At 40.4% G+C, this 14,020-nt stretch carries 15 protein-coding genes; 9 read left to right on the top strand and 6 right to left on the bottom strand.

Annotation, left to right across the window (positions count from 1 at the left end):
- Positions 1 to 63 precede the first annotated feature (63 nt).
- The 5 genes from MSBR3_RS06575 (at position 64) to MSBR3_RS06555 (ending at position 4,033) form a co-directional block, all read left to right on the top strand.
- Entirely contained in the window at positions 64 to 270 is a 207-nt protein-coding gene (locus tag MSBR3_RS06575) for a hypothetical protein (protein ID WP_048107217.1), read from the top strand.
- 326 nt (positions 271 to 596) lie between these two features.
- On the top strand, positions 597 to 1,181 hold the full coding sequence (locus MSBR3_RS06570; protein ID WP_048107216.1) for a YbhB/YbcL family Raf kinase inhibitor-like protein: 585 nt from the start codon (positions 597 to 599) through the stop codon (positions 1,179 to 1,181).
- A 45-nt stretch (positions 1,182 to 1,226) separates the two neighbouring features.
- On the top strand, positions 1,227 to 1,748 hold the full coding sequence (gene msrA, locus MSBR3_RS06565) for a peptide-methionine (S)-S-oxide reductase MsrA (protein WP_196297052.1): 522 nt from the start codon (positions 1,227 to 1,229) through the stop codon (positions 1,746 to 1,748).
- A 200-nt stretch (positions 1,749 to 1,948) separates the two neighbouring features.
- Positions 1,949 to 2,806 carry a hypothetical protein gene (locus tag MSBR3_RS06560; RefSeq protein WP_048107215.1) on the top strand — a complete coding sequence of 286 codons (858 nt, stop codon included), beginning with the start codon at positions 1,949 to 1,951 and terminating at the stop codon, positions 2,804 to 2,806.
- A 129-nt stretch (positions 2,807 to 2,935) separates the two neighbouring features.
- The gene (locus MSBR3_RS06555; RefSeq protein WP_048107214.1) at positions 2,936 to 4,033 is read left to right on the top strand and encodes an NADH:flavin oxidoreductase; all 1,098 of its coding nucleotides are present in this window, start codon (positions 2,936 to 2,938) and stop codon (positions 4,031 to 4,033) included.
- A 19-nt stretch (positions 4,034 to 4,052) separates the two neighbouring features.
- Here the strand turns inward: MSBR3_RS06555 and MSBR3_RS06550 are convergent, their stop codons facing one another.
- The gene (locus MSBR3_RS06550; protein WP_048107213.1) at positions 4,053 to 4,529 is read right to left on the bottom strand and encodes a GNAT family N-acetyltransferase; all 477 of its coding nucleotides are present in this window, start codon (positions 4,527 to 4,529) and stop codon (positions 4,053 to 4,055) included.
- 762 nt (positions 4,530 to 5,291) lie between these two features.
- On the opposite strand from MSBR3_RS06550, the gene MSBR3_RS06545 reads away from it, so the two are divergent.
- From MSBR3_RS06545 to MSBR3_RS06535, 3 genes are all read left to right on the top strand, one after another.
- Positions 5,292 to 5,870 carry a helix-turn-helix domain-containing protein gene (locus tag MSBR3_RS06545; protein ID WP_048107212.1) on the top strand — a complete coding sequence of 193 codons (579 nt, stop codon included), beginning with the start codon at positions 5,292 to 5,294 and terminating at the stop codon, positions 5,868 to 5,870.
- A 106-nt stretch (positions 5,871 to 5,976) separates the two neighbouring features.
- On the top strand, positions 5,977 to 6,420 hold the full coding sequence (locus MSBR3_RS06540; protein ID WP_048107211.1) for an acyl-CoA thioesterase: 444 nt from the start codon (positions 5,977 to 5,979) through the stop codon (positions 6,418 to 6,420).
- Positions 6,421 to 6,553: 133 nt separating this feature from the next.
- Complete coding sequence (locus MSBR3_RS06535) at positions 6,554 to 8,194, top strand: AMP-binding protein (protein WP_048107210.1); 1,641 nt, start codon at positions 6,554 to 6,556, stop codon at positions 8,192 to 8,194.
- Between the two features lie 18 nt (positions 8,195 to 8,212).
- On the opposite strand, the gene MSBR3_RS21735 is transcribed toward MSBR3_RS06535, so the two are convergent.
- From MSBR3_RS21735 to MSBR3_RS06520, 5 genes are all read right to left on the bottom strand, one after another.
- Positions 8,213 to 8,347, bottom strand: coding sequence for a hypothetical protein (locus tag MSBR3_RS21735; protein WP_196297051.1), 135 nt, complete (start codon positions 8,345 to 8,347; stop codon positions 8,213 to 8,215).
- Positions 8,348 to 9,189: 842 nt separating this feature from the next.
- The gene (locus tag MSBR3_RS21400) at positions 9,190 to 9,318 is read right to left on the bottom strand and encodes a hypothetical protein (RefSeq protein WP_268989126.1); all 129 of its coding nucleotides are present in this window, start codon (positions 9,316 to 9,318) and stop codon (positions 9,190 to 9,192) included.
- Positions 9,319 to 9,730: 412 nt separating this feature from the next.
- Positions 9,731 to 10,516: an energy-coupling factor transporter transmembrane component T family protein gene (locus MSBR3_RS06530; protein WP_048107209.1), complete on the bottom strand. Its 786-nt coding sequence runs from the start codon at positions 10,514 to 10,516 to the stop codon at positions 9,731 to 9,733.
- Entirely contained in the window at positions 10,513 to 12,018 is a 1,506-nt protein-coding gene (locus MSBR3_RS06525) for an ABC transporter ATP-binding protein (RefSeq protein WP_048107208.1), read from the bottom strand. Before MSBR3_RS06525 ends, MSBR3_RS06530 begins: the two co-directional genes overlap by 4 nt.
- Positions 12,015 to 12,539 carry a hypothetical protein gene (locus MSBR3_RS06520; protein WP_048107207.1) on the bottom strand — a complete coding sequence of 175 codons (525 nt, stop codon included), beginning with the start codon at positions 12,537 to 12,539 and terminating at the stop codon, positions 12,015 to 12,017. The genes MSBR3_RS06525 and MSBR3_RS06520 overlap by 4 nt, the downstream gene beginning before the upstream one ends.
- A 542-nt stretch (positions 12,540 to 13,081) precedes the next feature.
- On the opposite strand from MSBR3_RS06520, the gene MSBR3_RS06515 reads away from it, so the two are divergent.
- Positions 13,082 to 14,005 (top strand): hypothetical protein, encoded by a 924-nt coding sequence (locus MSBR3_RS06515; protein ID WP_052723313.1) that lies wholly within the window; start codon positions 13,082 to 13,084, stop codon positions 14,003 to 14,005.
- Positions 14,006 to 14,020 lie beyond the last annotated feature (15 nt).

Below are 14,020 nucleotides of genomic sequence, written 5' to 3'. Positions count from 1 at the left end.
ATGCTCACATATTACCATAATTTATTTATTTCCTACGTTCCCATAGGTTATAGGGGAATTTTTATGAAATGCGAAAGTTGTGGAGCAGAGAGTGAAGGAAGATACTGCAAGACATGTGGCGAAATACTGGATGAAGTTGTAAGACGAGTAGGAGAAGCACGTTGGGCTGCAATGGATGATTGCTCATTTATCTATCCACTTGTCCAGCGCGTAGCTAAAGGAGAACTTACAGTCAACGATATTATTAATTCTCTTGAAGTGGAAGACTGAACTTGCTTTTCTCTCAAGGCATCAGTCCGTAGTTCTCAAGGCGGCTGCAGGGCTTTTCTTCTAATATTTGATGTAATTTGATGCAATTTGATATAAAACTTTACGACGAGGTTAGTGGGAGGAGTTACCCTCGTATCTGCCGGATTTCTCGCTTGAAATTTGATTAGGAGGATACACTTCAAACCAGGTCTTAACTTTACTGCAGGAACAAGTTTTTTGAGATTAATTATAGCGCAGCTTTAGCTTTAAGCCTTAAAGTTATATCTCTTTAGCTTTAATATTTCAGTGTTGAGCAATTTTCCTGCTGTCAGGAGCTGGTGCCATATATGAATAGAAAGACCGGTGCAGTTGTTTTGATATTCTTGTTTGCAGCAATGGTTCTCATTTCGGGATGTGTCCAAAATAAGAAAGCTGAGGCACCTGTAAATAAGGAGTCTCCCGAAACCGGTAAAGGGGATGAAAGCATGAACATTCAAAGTATAAATGTTTCTAGCAGCGCGTTTGCATCTAACGGTAGTGTTCCAGGAAAGTACACATGTGATGGGCAAAATATAAATCCGCCTCTTGAATTCGAAGGCATTCCCGAAGAGGCTGAGAGTTTGGTACTCATAGTAGACGATCCTGACGCCTCTCCAAAGACATTCACACACTGGATCGTCTGGAACATAGAACCTATGGCGAAAATAGAAGAAGACAGTATACCTGGGGTCGAAGGTTTAAATGATTTCAAGAAAATAGGATATGGAGGGCCATGTCCACCTTCAGGCACGCACAGGTATTTCTTCAGGGTCTATGCTCTGGACAAAAATCTTGATCTTAAAGCAGGAGCAGGACGAAAAGAACTCGAAAAGGAAATGATAGGACATATTACTGCTGAAGGGGAGTTGATGGGAAAATACAGCAGGAAATAACTTGTTTATGGGGGGAAGATAGTGGAAGGAAACAATACAGCTGAAATGAATCCAGACTTTTTCGAAAATCCTGGAGGCGATCTGGAAAAAGCAACCTTTGCTGCAGGTTGCTTCTGGGGTATTGAAGAAGCTTTCCGACAGGTTAAAGGTGTGGTTGCAACTGCGGTTGGCTTCAGCGGAGGGCATTTTGAACGCCCTTCTTATGAACAGGTCTGCACCCTTGACACCGGGCATGCCGAAGCAGTTAGGGTGATTTTCGACCCGAAGGTCGTGTCTTATGAGACCTTACTTGACGTCTTCTGGAAAGTCCATGACCCTACTACAAAGGACAGGCAGGGCCTTGATGTCGGAAAACAATACCGCTCGGTTATCTTTTATCATGACGAGAAGCAAAAAGCTGCTGCTTTTGCCTCAAAAGAGAAGCTTGAAAAATCAGGAGCTTTTAAAAACCCGATAGTTACTGATATTGTGCCGGTTTCGGAATTCTATATGGCTGAAGAGTATCATCAGCAGTATTTTGAAAAGAAAGGTTTTCTGCAGAATGTACTCCGAGGTTTGAAGAAGTAACTATCTGAAGTGAACATGCCGCTGAAATCTCAAAATTGGAAAACCGGTCTTCAAATGAGTTTTTAACGAAAATGCGCTTGAATCTGTGCTATTTCTCAATTTATATTTTCTATTTTTCTGACCCTTTTAATTTTGTTAGATAAATTGATTAACATTCTAACAAATACATGTATTAACTCATTAACTTTTGAGGTAATGTTATGCGCTTTATCGTTCTAGCAGTTGCAACGTTAATTTTGTTGGGAATTGTAGGTTTCTCTATTTACTCTGGCTCCAGTAATGAGAACATTCAGGATGACAAAAATATAATCCAAAAAACATCAGAAATTGATGAAAACGGCATATTTAAAGGAGTACAACTTGGCAACAGCTCCATCACGGCTCCTGAATCATGCGATCGTTTTGAAACTGTAATAGTGAACCCTGCAAAGTTCAGGGAGTTAGCCTCGAACGGAACCGTAAATCTGAGCCTTATGGGAGAAGATTACGAACTTAAACTTCAAGAAAGAGAGATTCAAAAACCAAATGTAAACTCTTATATGGGTTATATTGACGGAAAGCCGCAAAGTAGTGTTTTTTTCACAGTAAAAAACGATACAATTGACGGTTGCATTAATGTAGATTTTTTCAATCAATCATATGGGATTGCTTCAACGGACGAGAAATATGAGGGAAAAACTGTCCATCTTCTGTGGAGGTATTATAGTGAAGAAGGAGAGGAAGAAATTAAAAAACATCATTCGTTAGATCCATTAAAATTTTCGCTGAGAAATAGTGATAAAAAAAGCCATGAAATCACTATCGAGCTTTTTGATTTCTATAATAATTCCGTATTCAAAGAAAACTATGCAATGAACCCTGAGGATGAAATCTTTTCGCCTGAAATAACTGTCGAACCGGGATACTACAGGTATAAAATTATTTTAGATAATAAATTTACTTTTGAACAAAGAGTAACGGCAAGTTACGCTGCTAATTTAGGTGGTTCAGAAAAACTGCATATCAATATCATTAATAATCCGGATAACCCTATTGAGTTCGTAAGCGAGATTGCCTGAGCCTTCTTTCTGAGTAAATTCCTTTTTTCTTTCTTGCTGTAGTTGAAAAAAACTTTATGCCTAACAAAAAATTTCCTTTATCCAGGAGTCCTGGATAATTATTTACCCTTCCTTATCCTATTTTTCATCATGATTTTTGACCCTATCACTGTCTGCAACCTGGAACTCCAGAACCGCTTTGTAAGGTCTGCAACTCACGAATTTTTGGCTAAAGAAGACGGAACGCCAACTTCCAGGCTCGGAGACCTTTATGAAGAGCTTGCAAAAAACGAGGTTGGGCTGATTATAACCGGTTATTCTTATGTTCTTCCGGGCGGTCAGAGTGATATTTACCAGCAGGGGATTTATGATGACCGTTTTATTGAACCCTACAGGAAGATAACCGAAAGGGTGCACAGGTACAGAAGTAAAATCGTGCTCCAGATCGTTCATGGAGGCAGGCAGGCAAGTGTTTCGGACGAATATCCGGTTCCTATGGCTCCTTCGAGAGTAAAAGACGGACATTCGGCAGTTATGCCGAGGGAAATGACCGAACAGGAAATCCTGGAAGTAATCGAAGCTTTTACAAAGGCGGCTGTCAGGGCAAAAAAGGCAGGCTTTGACGGGGTACAGCTCCACTGTGCCCATGGCTTCCTTTTAAGTAGTTTCATTTCTCCTTATACGAACATGAGGACTGACCTCTGGGGAGGTTCGATAGAAAATCGGGCAAGGATAGTCACGGAAATTGCCAGGCGCATAAAAGAAGAGGCTGGTGACTCTTTTCCTGTTCTGGTCAAAATGAATGCTACCGATGGCTTTCAGCCCTGCTGTTCAAAGGCTAAACTGGGACTTGACATTTTCCAGGCTATAGAAATTGCAAAGCTTCTGGAAAAGGCTGGAATCTGTGCAATTGAGGTCAGCGGAGGAATCAGTGAGGCAGGTGGGGTAACTATAAGGACCGCAATCAATACTCCTGCCAAAGAAGCATATTTCAGGGACTGTTCTAAAGCAATAAAAAGTGCAGTAAATATTCCGGTCATTCTTGTGGGTGGAATCAGGTCTCTTCAGGTTATTAATGAGCTGCTTGAAAACGGATTTGCCGATCTGGTTTCCATGAGCAGGGTGTTTATCAGCGAACCTGACATTGTTTTGAAATTCAAATCAGGGAAGGTTAAAAAAGCAAGATGCGTATCCTGTAATCTATGTTTTGATCCTGAAGGCATAAGTTGCAATTTTCAGTTTGAGTAAAGAGCAAAGATTGGGTGAACTACTCCTCCATGAATCCTTCACCTGACGGCTCAGGTTCCAGGGAGGTGTGTTCACTAGCACCTGGAGTCCAATTCTCAAGGTTTAGCTGAAGAAACATTCTGTCACGACCTTGTCCATATTCATTATTTCGATATTCTGCAAGTTTAAATCCAAATTTGTCACAATAAATATGCCGGGCTCGTAAGTTGTTTGGATCAACAGTTAAGAAAACACTGGATAATCCGTTATTTTTCAGGTGCGTTAGAGATTGTAGTAAGAGATAATATCCGTATCCTTTTTCTTGACTTTCTTTCTCTACTGCTATCTCAACCAGATAAGCAAATCTGGGATTATCCCACTCTTTCATAAATATAGCAAAACCTTTCAAGGAGTTACAGGCATAGAGACCGAAAACGTGTCCATATCGTAGATAAGGTACCAGAGACCAGTTACTAAGTAAGTTATCATCAAAAGCATCATAATCGATTTCAAGCATTCTCTCAATATTTTCTTCGTTTTTCTCAACTAATCGAACATTAGTTTTTTGCTCGTTTACTTTATTAATAAGCTCAACTCCTCAAAAATAGTATTATCCGTATGTTTCGTTTTTGGTCTTTGCCGATGTTCAATTATTTCTCAAATTTTTGTTGCTATCCGTCATTCATATTATGTTTTACTCTTTGTATCTTGTTTTACTCTTTGTATCTTGTTTTACTCTTTGTATCTTGTTTTACTCTTTGTATCTTGTTTCAGACAGTTTATAGTCAAGAATAACTTCCTACTTTGTATGGTACGCATCTGTTTCAATATAAATATCTAAGACAAATTTTTTTTAAGTTCCTTGAATTTACAAGGGAACTGACCTTGAATACTAATTACCTTTTACTCTCAATTACGCACAGCCAATGTTTTATTTGCCCATATTAGGACTTCATGGATACAAAACTTTAAAGCATTATTTTTACAACGATATCCAATATAGTTCTCATAAAATTAGTTCTCACAAAATTAGCTCTCATAAAATTAGTTTTCATAAAACTAGTTCTCATAATCTACAAACTATTTGACAAATTATACTTGGGCTTCGATAAAGTATCTTTATTCATTTTATCACAGTGGCTTATATAGGGTATCCATTAAAGATATTTTTTTATAATAGATGGATGCAAAAGAGATAAGCCTTTGAGGCTATCAAAGGATACTGGCTTATATTTTTCTGCCAGGTCCGCTACCCGTATAATTTGTGAGGAAATTAAAAATGTCAGAAGAGAACCGTGTCGGTAGTAAGATACGCCAGCTTAGAGAAGCCAGGGAGATGACTGTTGAAGAACTGGCTGAAGCCAGTCAGAGCAGCGAGGAATCAATCCAGCAGCTAGAAAATGGGGCCCTTGTTCCTTCCTTAACACCTCTTTTAAAGATTGCCCGGGCTTTAGGCGTCCGGCTTGGTACTTTTCTGGATGATATGCCCCAGAGCGGACCTGTAATTGTCAGGGAAGGACTGTCAGAGAATGTAGTCCGTTTTTCAGGGAAGACTGAAAAACCCAAGAAGAGTGCTCTTGAGTTTTATTCCCTTGCCTCCGATAAAGCAGACCGCAACATGGAGCCTTTTATCATTGATATTCATCCGTCTCCCGAGGAAAGCCACCAACCATCTTCTCATGAAGGAGAGGAGTTCATTTATGTCCTGTCCGGGGAAATCGAGATATTCTATGGAAAGGATGTCCATAGGCTAAACGCCGGAGACAGCATTTATTATGACTCTATTATCCCGCATGATGTACATGCAGCAGGGAAAGAGGACGCAAAAATTCTAGCTGTAATCTATGCTCCTCTGTAAAGCCGCAATCAGGCAGAGGAGAGAGTGGGCACTTAATTTTTACTGGCTGGAGAAACTCCAGATTTCAGAAATTTAAACACAAGTACTTGAGAGTTAAGGAATCAAAATGTTCAGTACAATTGTTAGTCCGCGTTTTGGGGACATAGACGGGCTTGGGCATGTGAATAATACTGTCCTCCCGGTCTGGTTCGAAATTGGAAGAAACTCCGTGTTCCGGCTTTTTTCACCGGACCTTGATCTTAGCCCTGATGTATGGCACCTTATTCTAGTCAGGACTGAGTTTGATTTTCTGCACCAGATGTACTTCAGGTCGGATGTGGAAATCAGGACTTATATTGCAAAGATAGGGAACAGTTCATTTACTGTTGGACACGAAGCATGGCAGGAAGGCGAACTCAAGGTAAAGGGTCAGGCAGTGCTGGTTTATTACGACTTCAAACTCCAGAAAGCAATTCCTCTTCCTGATTCTATCCGCGAAATTCTGACCTCACACATGCTTCCTGCGATGAATAATGCTGAAACGGATACGGATTCCCCTTGCTCTACTTGAATTACTTGACTGACTGCCCGCAAATCGAGTTTTGGAGCATAATTTTGGAGCATAATTTTGGAGCATACTGGATATCTCTGTTCGCAAGCAGACAGCTCCAAAAAAATGATAATGCAAATGAGAGGCTGATACAATGCATCTTATAGAAGAGTCCCTCGGAAACTACTTTGAAAAACAGGTGGCTGTAGACCCTGACCACGAGTTTATTGTTTATCCTGACCGCAACCTTCGTTTTACTTATGGGCAGTTCAACGAAAGGGTCAATAACCTTGCAAAAGGGCTGCTAGCTATAGGCATAACAAAAGGAGACCATGTAGGAATCTGGGCAAAAAACGTCCCTGACTGGCTTACCTTCATGTTTGCCACAGCAAAGATCGGGGCAGTGCTTGTTACTGTGAATACTGCCTACAAGAGCCATGAGGTCGAATACGTATTAAAACAGTCCGATATGAAAGCCCTGGCTATGATTGATAGCTACAGAGACGTTGATTATATTGAAATAATAAATGAACTTGTCCCTGAGCTCAAAACCTCTGAGAGAGGAAGACTGAAAAGCAAAAACTTTCCCTATCTTAAGAGTATAATTTACGTAGGACAGGAAAAGCACCGGGGTATGTACAATACAAACGAGCTCATGCTTCTTGGCAGCCATTACCCTGATAACGAGCTCCGCGAGATTATGGCCAGTGTTGACTGTGACGATGTTGTCAATATGCAATATACATCAGGAACGACAGGTTTTCCTAAAGGAGTCATGCTGACTCATAAAAATATCTTAAATAACGGGCTTTCTATTGGAGATCGGCAGAAGTTCACCTATGTGGACAGACTCTGTTTTCCTGTGCCACTTTTTCACTGTTTCGGGATAGTGCTCGGAGTTATGGCCATTCTGACCCATAGAGGAACGCTTGTTATGCTCGAAATTTTTGATCCTCTACTGGTGCTTGCTGCGGTACATAAAGAGAAATGTACGGCTCTTTACGGTGTGCCTACAATGTTTATTGCCGAATATACGCATCCGATGTTTGACATGTTCGACCTATCTTCCCTGAGGACAGGAATTATGGCAGGTTCCACTTGCCCAGTAGAAGCCATGAAAAAAGTCGTAAATGATATGCATTGCTATCAGATTACCAGTGTTTACGGACTTACGGAAGCATCTCCTGGTATGACCCAAACTGATGTGAATGATCCTCTGGAACTCAGGGTCGAAACTGTTGGTAAGCATTTCCCGGGCGTAGAAGTCAGGGTTGTTGATCCCGATACCAATGAACCGCTGCCCCCAAACACTGTAGGAGAGATATGTTGTCGCGGGTATAATGTGATGAAAGGTTACTATAAGATGCCTGAAGAAACGAAAAAAGTTATCGATGAAGATGGCTGGCTTCACAGTGGAGACCTTGGGACCTGTGACGAAAACGGTTATTACAGGATCACAGGTAGGATTAAGGACATGATTATCAGGGGAGGAGAAAACATCTATCCAAGGGAGATTGAGGAACTCCTGCTCACCATACCTGAAGTTACGGACGTTCAGGTTGTCGGTATCCCTGACAAAAAATACGGGGAAATTGTAGGTGCCTTTGTGATTCTCAAGAAAGGTGCAGACCTTACAGAAGCCGATATCAGGGATTATGCCTTAAGCAAGATCGCCCGCTATAAGGTTCCAAAGCATGTATTCATTGTAGGCGAATTCCCGCTGACAGCAAGCGGTAAGATTCAAAAGTACAGGTTAAGAGAACTGTCTGTGGAACTTCTTAATAAGCAAGGTTAAAGTAGCGATTTATTAAAGTCAGTAGCTATTGATAGTTAACAGTTTATTAATAACAGAGGACTTCGATAAACCCAGATTTTTGGCTAGTTGCTTATAAAGGGTATATAAGTAATATGTTGAAATCAGAGGTTTATCGAAGTCCTCAACAGTTATTGATAGTTATGATAATTATTGATATCCATTGATATTTATTGGTAGCTGTTAACAACTATTGATAGCTATTGATAGTTATTAACAACTACTGATAGCTATTAACAACTACTGATAGCTATTAACAACTACTGATAGCTATTAACAACTACTGATAGCTATTAACAACTACTGATAGCTATTAACAACTACTGACAGCCATTCTGACAGCCATTGATAGTTATCAATAGTTATTAACAACTATTAACTGCCATGATAATTACCGGTAGTATATGTTAAAAAGTTGACTGGTTGTATTACTATCCAGGTTGTTTCATCGACCATTAAGGTCGATTTTCTTTCTCAATTGAATTTCAATTCGTTAATTCTTACGCTTTGAAATTTCAAAGCTATTAAAAAATTAGATGTCAGCAAATTTTAAATATTGATTGTATTTTTGAAGAGTACTTAAATTTATTCCCGTGCTAAAAAGTTTATGACAATACAAAAACGATGGGCAATTGAATATTTAACGTAATTTATTATATATAAGATTTCAGCATTAGAAGGATGTAGTTGTAAGAGAAGCGCAATAGTACACCTTTGTGCATAGCGTATGGGGAGTTTTTCTGTAGGGGTTTCATCGATTGAGAGTTCAGGATCATAAAGGAACTCTCAATCAATCACCACAATCAATTAAATGTTTGTACTGGTCTCTTGCAACTATGGGAAGAATATGGGGGAGTATTCTTCAAGGGGGTTTCACCGATTGAGAGCTCAAGGGTCATCAAAAAGGGCTCTCAATCAATTAACTAACTTTTAGCTTAACTTGGACATTTAATTACGTTTAATTTAACTATTTTTGATTAATTTTTAGCATAATTTTTAGCATAATTTTTAGCATAATTTTTAGCATAATTTTTTAATCCAGGTAAATCGTACAAACAATCTAGTTTTTCTCCCGGTTGAAATTCAGCTTTTGAGTTTTCCCCCAATTTTACCTTTTCAAATCTTCAAACAACCAATAACTGTCCTATTCTATTTAAGTCCTTTGATGAGTCACTTTTATTTGTGTGTGTACTAACAAGTGTTGCTCATTATATGGACGTATAATTTCATTTATAAACACATTAAATTAATATTGACATAAAAAGTCAATTAAAAATCCTTTTTAACTTTTCTTAATATCCCCTTAATATCTCTGTACTGGTGAACATTCTAGCAATTAAATGAGTGATTTCAACTAGCGAGTTCAGTTTTTTGAAAATAAAGTAAATAAGCCAATTCCCTGGGTATTTACACAAAAAGTGGCAGAATTTCTGTTAAAAGGAGCGAAATCCGAAATGCAAGGTAAGGATTATAAAGAAAAGCCGAAAATTTTGAGTTCCTCCATTTTTGGAGGATAATTCATATAAGTCCTGTAAGTACTATGCCGATTCCCATGAGAGCCACACAGCCTACGGCTGCAAAGTCTACTCTATTCCAGGCAAGCCGGTCCTTGTCCACGCTGTGTCTGTCTCTGTATCCCCTCATATCCATGGTCAGGCCAAGGACCTGGGTTCTTCCAAGAGAATTTGCTACCAGGGGCACAAGAAGCGGCTTTATACTCCTTACCTTTCCACGAAGCCCTTTTCCCGGATTGTAACCTCTTGCAAGCTGGGCTTCATGAATGCGCTGGCCTTCGACCTGCAAGCTCGGGATAAACCGAAGGGCAATTACAAACATAAGCACATAATCCACAGGAATGTGGATTTCCAGAAGAGCTTTCATGAGGTCACTGGGCCTTGTAGTGACCACAAGAAGCTGAAAGGCGAAGAGCATTGCAAAGAATCGAAGGGAAAGAACCACTCCAAAATCCAGAGCTCCGGTAGTAACTGGAAAGATCCCCTTGGCAGTAAGAGTTCCTGCAGGGATAAGAAATCCCAGGGTTACTCCACTTTTCATGGTAAAAACTGTTAGCAGGATCAGGCTCAAACTCAGGAAAACAAGAAGTTTGAGCTGTCTGATAAGTTCGTGATGGAGTCCGGCTTTGAGGGATACCAGAAAGATTCCAAGTACCATAAGCGCCAGGACTATGGAACTCGTTGTAAAAACGCTCAGAACTATAATTCCTGCAACAGCTACAATTTTGGAGAGTGGGTTCATGCTGTGTAAAAAGCTGTCACTATTAATATACTGCATAATCTCCTTCATGCACAAATGCCTCCAATATGTCCTCTGTTCACCTGCTCGCTATCTGCAGTTTCCTTTCTGGTATCTTCGATTATTTTTCCGTCAGCCATGCGAATAACCCTCTCAGCATGGTCTTTTACTATTTGCATGTTATGGGTTACCATGACTATTGTGTGCCCTTCCTGCTGAAGCTTTCGTATAAGGTGCATCATATTGTCCGATTCTTCGGCGTCCAGACCTGTTGTAGGTTCATCGAGCACGATAAGTTCGGGCTTCATGGCAATTACGCAGGCAACTGCCAGCCTCTGCCTTTCTCCCCTGCTCAGGTTTCGAGGAAAAACTCTCAGTTTTTCCTCAAGATTTACAAGTTCAAGGGAATCGGATATTGCTTTTTCAGCTTCAAGCCCTTCTATATTTATATTATTTAATCCGAAAGCAATTTCTGCTTCGACGGTATCTTCAAAAAGCATATTGTCAGGGTTCTGAAAGACCAGGCCGGTGTGTTTGACAAGCTCGTTTACAGGAGTTTTTGAAGTTTCGAGGCCTTTTATAATTACGCTTCCGTAATAAGGGCGTAAAAGTCCATTGAAGTGTTTGACAAGGGTTGTTTTGCCTGAACCATTCTCGCCCAGCACAGCAACGAGCTCTCCAAGATAAATCTCCAGGTCTATGCTGTCGAGTGCCAGGACTTCTCCGTAACGCTGTGTGAGATTTTTTACGGAAATAATGGGCTGTCTTTCCTTAACCTTATTCTGAGGCATATAAAGATTTTGTCTGCTAGTTTCAGAAATTTCCTGTTCTGAAGAGAGAGAAGATGCTGCAAGAGAAGACGCTGAAAAATCAGTCGGACTTTTTATAGCTTTTATTTTGCCCTTTTCAAGCAGCACAACCCTATCCCCGATTTCGAGGAAATCGTCTATGTTGTGGTCTATGATTATGATAGTCTTTCCGGACTCTTTCAGCCGTTTCAAGATTGAAAAGATTCTTCTTACGGCCTTTGTATCCAGTTCGGCTGTAGCTTCGTCAAGGATAAGGACTTCGGTATCGAGGGCAAGGGTTGCTGCAAGTGCAACTTTTTGCTTCTGCCCTCCGGAAAGAGCATGTGGGGCCCGGTTTCTAAGATGGCTGATTTCGCAGAGTTCCATTACTTCTTCCAGCCTGTGTCTCAGTTCTTTTTTGGAATAACTCCGGTTTTCAAGCCCGGAATGGATTTCCTCTTCGACACTTGTGAAGATAAGCTGTGATTCCGCATCATCAAAAACCATCCCGATATGTCGGCTCAGTTCCTTCATGCCGTTAAAACTTTTTATGTTTCGGTCTTTGAAAATGATTTCTCCTTCGGTCTTGCCCTCTATTTCATGGTGCAGGACGCCTGCCATAGCAAGAGCCAGTGTTGTCTTTCCGGCTGCACTGTGCCCGGTAACCAGAAGCAGTTCTCCCTGTCGGACCTCAAGGTTAATTTTTTTCAGGACAGGGTTTTCAGCTGTTCCGTAGGTGTATGAAAAATCTTTCAATTCGATCATGCTTTCCCCCGGGCAAGCACCCTTGAGGCAGGCAGGTAAAGTATCTGCACAATGATTGCATTGACGATTGCGGTCCCTATTACTATCGGGACCGTAGCAGCTACAAAAGCTCCCATGGTTGCGAACTTGGAAAGTATCGCAGGAGCAATCATAATCATTGCAACGATTACAAATGTTGATCCGCTGATCAGAGTTCCTACCAGCGTTGAAGGCACGGGAGAAAATGAAAACTTATTCCTGAGACTTGTGTACGTGACAAGGCAGGCAATGGCACCCACAGGCTCACTGATAAGGTTTGCAGGCGGAAATATCGAATGACTGAGAAATGCGCACACTATGCCTGCTACAATCCCTATACCTATTACTTCCGTAAATGTGGGCATTACAAGGATTATGGCAAGGCAGTAAAACGCTATTACAAGATTTGAAACGATAGGACCCGGAATTATAAGGGATAAATAGCGCACTATTGCGCCGACTGCAAGCAAAATTCCAACAATGGCAATATCCTGAGATTTCATTAAAAACCACACAACCTGTAAATACTCTTCGGGAAATTCTCCCGTAATCTGAATTACTGTGATTATAAACTCGACAATTCAATTGAACGTGGTAATTCTATTACACAACTTCGTACTATAAGGCATAATAATGTACATTAATATATAAACTTTATGCTTTAGTAGCCTGCATTATACTTATATTAGTTTCATCTTCAAATTTAAGGGAGAATTTTCCAACTAGAAAAGTATGTGTCAATTTTGTCATACGTCGATTTTGTCACGTGTCAATTTGTCATGTAATAACTCTGTCATGTAATAACTTTGTTAAACAGTTGTGAAAATAAATGTGCCTTTTGAGCTTGTTTTTTTGACCTGGTTTAATTCTTAACTTCTCCATAAATATGTGAAATTTACTTATGTTAAACAATTAAAAGGTGATACTTATCCGTTTTTCATTAAACACTGGTTCTAAAGGTTGTAGAGTTGAAGAGCAAGTCAAAAGTCGCTTTCGATAGGAAAACTAATCTGATGTAAGAACAATAGGACTTACAAAGACTATTGTGGGGTATGGTATATCGTCAGTTAATGTAAACGATCTGGATGAAGTCAGGACTATTGAGGAAGGATTCAAAAAAGCATATAGTGGGGACCTGAAAGGAACAGTAGAAGCTGTTGACAAACTTAAGGGCTTTGCACTCCAGTTAATCCCCCTTGAAGCCGATGCTGAGAATGAGTTAGATATAAAAGCACTAATCATTTCTATAGGGGATATAGCGAGAGTATCTGCCGAGATGAAAATGGAGCAGGCATGCTCAGTTTCAGGTCGTATTCTTGGAGATATAGCTCTTGAGGCTGCCGGTCAAAAAAGGGTCCAGATTGCTATAAAGACTTTATCCATTGTCGGGAGTCTTGCCCTGGAGTTTACAGGAAAAGGCCTGGAAATGGCAGCCAGAAGTGCAGCCGAATCACTTGGAATTTGCGGGAAGAGCTTTTCAAGAATTAAAATGGAAACGCTGGTCAGCCTTTCTGAGGTTTACCTTATGCAGGTATCTATGTTATCCATAGAAAAAGGCTTTTATAAGGCTGGAATTACTGCTATCGATTACCTTGGGGAGATAGGAATTGCTTCTGCCGAACAGGCAATAGAAACCTGTACTCTGGAAGCTGCGGTTACTCTTGAAGATCTGGGTAATGCTGCTGTAAGGGAAAATAGCGAGTCTTACGTAAAGGCAGTAATCGAGGCACTTGAAAACCTGGGAACTGAGGTCTCTCGGCACGGAATGAAAAACATACTTGTCCAAATAGCATGGTCTCTGGAAACGATTAGGGTGCTTTCTCTGGAGCAGGGCCTCAAAGGAGCCTGCTTTGCCGCAAAAGCTGCGCTTGAATCCATCAACACGGCAGGAATGCTTGATACGGAACAAAATCTGGAAAAAATAAGGGAAATAAAGGAGTTTCGTTCTTTTATCCTGAAAAAGGGTTAAATAAGCAGCTGGAGA

Source organism: Methanosarcina barkeri 3 (assembly GCF_000970305.1).
Lineage (GTDB): Archaea > Halobacteriota > Methanosarcinia > Methanosarcinales > Methanosarcinaceae > Methanosarcina > Methanosarcina barkeri_A.
Note: the sequence above shows the minus strand (reverse complement) of the source record. Positions and strands in the feature narration are given on the sequence as shown.

Coding starts and splice junctions, on each gene's coding strand:
- MSBR3_RS06575 (WP_048107217.1), top strand. CDS start 64: ATGAAATGCGAAAGTTGTGGAGCAGAGAGTGAAGGAAGATACTGCAAG.
- MSBR3_RS06570 (WP_048107216.1), top strand. CDS start 597: ATGAATAGAAAGACCGGTGCAGTTGTTTTGATATTCTTGTTTGCAGCA.
- msrA (WP_196297052.1), top strand. CDS start 1,227: ATGAATCCAGACTTTTTCGAAAATCCTGGAGGCGATCTGGAAAAAGCA.
- MSBR3_RS06560 (WP_048107215.1), top strand. CDS start 1,949: ATGCGCTTTATCGTTCTAGCAGTTGCAACGTTAATTTTGTTGGGAATT.
- MSBR3_RS06555 (WP_048107214.1), top strand. CDS start 2,936: ATGATTTTTGACCCTATCACTGTCTGCAACCTGGAACTCCAGAACCGC.
- MSBR3_RS06550 (WP_048107213.1), bottom strand. CDS start 4,529: ATGCTTGAAATCGATTATGATGCTTTTGATGATAACTTACTTAGTAAC.
- MSBR3_RS06545 (WP_048107212.1), top strand. CDS start 5,292: ATGTCAGAAGAGAACCGTGTCGGTAGTAAGATACGCCAGCTTAGAGAA.
- MSBR3_RS06540 (WP_048107211.1), top strand. CDS start 5,977: ATGTTCAGTACAATTGTTAGTCCGCGTTTTGGGGACATAGACGGGCTT.
- MSBR3_RS06535 (WP_048107210.1), top strand. CDS start 6,554: ATGCATCTTATAGAAGAGTCCCTCGGAAACTACTTTGAAAAACAGGTG.
- MSBR3_RS06530 (WP_048107209.1), bottom strand. CDS start 10,516: ATGAAGGAGATTATGCAGTATATTAATAGTGACAGCTTTTTACACAGC.
- MSBR3_RS06525 (WP_048107208.1), bottom strand. CDS start 12,018: ATGATCGAATTGAAAGATTTTTCATACACCTACGGAACAGCTGAAAAC.
- MSBR3_RS06520 (WP_048107207.1), bottom strand. CDS start 12,539: ATGAAATCTCAGGATATTGCCATTGTTGGAATTTTGCTTGCAGTCGGC.